At 37.9% G+C, this 306-nt stretch carries 1 protein-coding gene; it reads right to left on the reverse strand.

Annotated features, from left to right (window positions below):
* Positions 1-304: transposase (locus AOA59_RS27095; RefSeq protein WP_371919094.1), on the reverse strand; the 304-nt coding region annotated here is incomplete at its 3' end.
* Between the last annotated feature and the right edge of the window lie 2 nt (positions 305-306).

A 306-nucleotide genomic window follows, 5' to 3' on the forward strand; every position in this document is an offset into this window, starting at 1 on the left:
CTCTTTCACGTCCCTCTTCATTCAGGTTAAATGGAGACTTCCAGAGAATTTCTTTATTACGCTTTAAACGAATTCGTTGCTCACTATATAGCTCGTGTTGCACTTCTCTACGCACTCTGTCAAAAGCCCAATAAACCTGACGGATAAAGTGATATCGGTCAGCTATTATAATCGGATCTCCTAGTTGTCTACGAACAGCTTCTTTGAATGCTTTAGATAAATCCATCACTACAATTCTTACATTACCTGTATCGCACTGTTTAAAGTAATTTTCAATTGTCTCTGATCGACGATCAGGTGAAATAT

Origin of the sequence: Pseudomonas sp. 2822-15, assembly GCF_002742515.1 — a bacterium.
In the GTDB taxonomy this organism is placed as follows: Bacteria; Pseudomonadota; Gammaproteobacteria; order Pseudomonadales; family Pseudomonadaceae; genus Aquipseudomonas; species Aquipseudomonas salomonii.